Raw genomic sequence first — 756 nt, 5'->3', positions numbered from 1 at the left:
GCAAAAGAAGTAGGTAGCTTAACCTTCGGGAGGGCGCTTACCACTTTGTGATTCATGACTGGGGTGAAGTCGTAACAAGGTAACCGTAGGGGAACCTGCGGTTGGATCACCTCCTTACCTTAAAGAAACGTTCTTTGTAGTGCTCACACAGATTGTCTGATGAAAATTAGCAGTAAGAAAATCTCTGCAGGCTTGTAGCTCAGGTGGTTAGAGCGCACCCCTGATAAGGGTGAGGTCGGTGGTTCAAGTCCACTCAGGCCTACCAAATTTCTGCTGATGCTGCGTTGCGGCGACGCTCACATACTTCAGTATGCTTCGCGTCACCACACCTTGCCTCAACAGAAATTAAGGTTAAACGAGATTTAACTACGATGGGGCTATAGCTCAGCTGGGAGAGCGCCTGCTTTGCACGCAGGAGGTCTGCGGTTCGATCCCGCATAGCTCCACCATCCTTTACTGCAAAAACACAAGAAAACTTCAGAGTGTACCTGAAAAGGTTCACTGCGAAGTTTTGCTCTTTAAAAATCTGGATCAAGCTGAAAATTGAAACGACACACTGTTTCATTTCTCCGTAAACAAGAAATGAAAAGCGGTGTGTCCGAGTCTCTCAAATTTTCGCAACACTGAAGTGTTTTACGAAACATCTTCGGGTTGTGAGGTTAAGCGACTAAGCGTACACGGTGGATGCCCTGGCAGTCAGAGGCGATGAAGGACGTGCTAATCTGCGATAAGCGTCGGTAAGGTGATATGAACCGT

General features: G+C 47.5%; 2 tRNA genes and 2 rRNA genes. All 4 read left to right on the top strand.

Annotated features, from left to right (window positions below):
- Positions 1-117 (top strand): 16S ribosomal RNA (locus BZK42_RS27975); the annotation flags it as partial.
- Between the two features lie 71 nt (positions 118-188).
- Positions 189-265 (top strand) — tRNA-Ile (locus BZK42_RS27970).
- Between the two features lie 108 nt (positions 266-373).
- Positions 374-449, top strand: a tRNA-Ala gene (locus tag BZK42_RS27965).
- Positions 450-657: 208 nt separating this feature from the next.
- Positions 658-756: ribosomal RNA gene (locus BZK42_RS27960) — 23S ribosomal RNA — on the top strand; the annotation flags it as partial.

It is taken from the genome of Citrobacter braakii (assembly GCF_002075345.1).
Taxonomy (GTDB): Bacteria; Pseudomonadota; Gammaproteobacteria; order Enterobacterales; family Enterobacteriaceae; genus Citrobacter; species Citrobacter braakii.
This window is presented reverse-complemented; position numbering and strand designations above follow the sequence as displayed.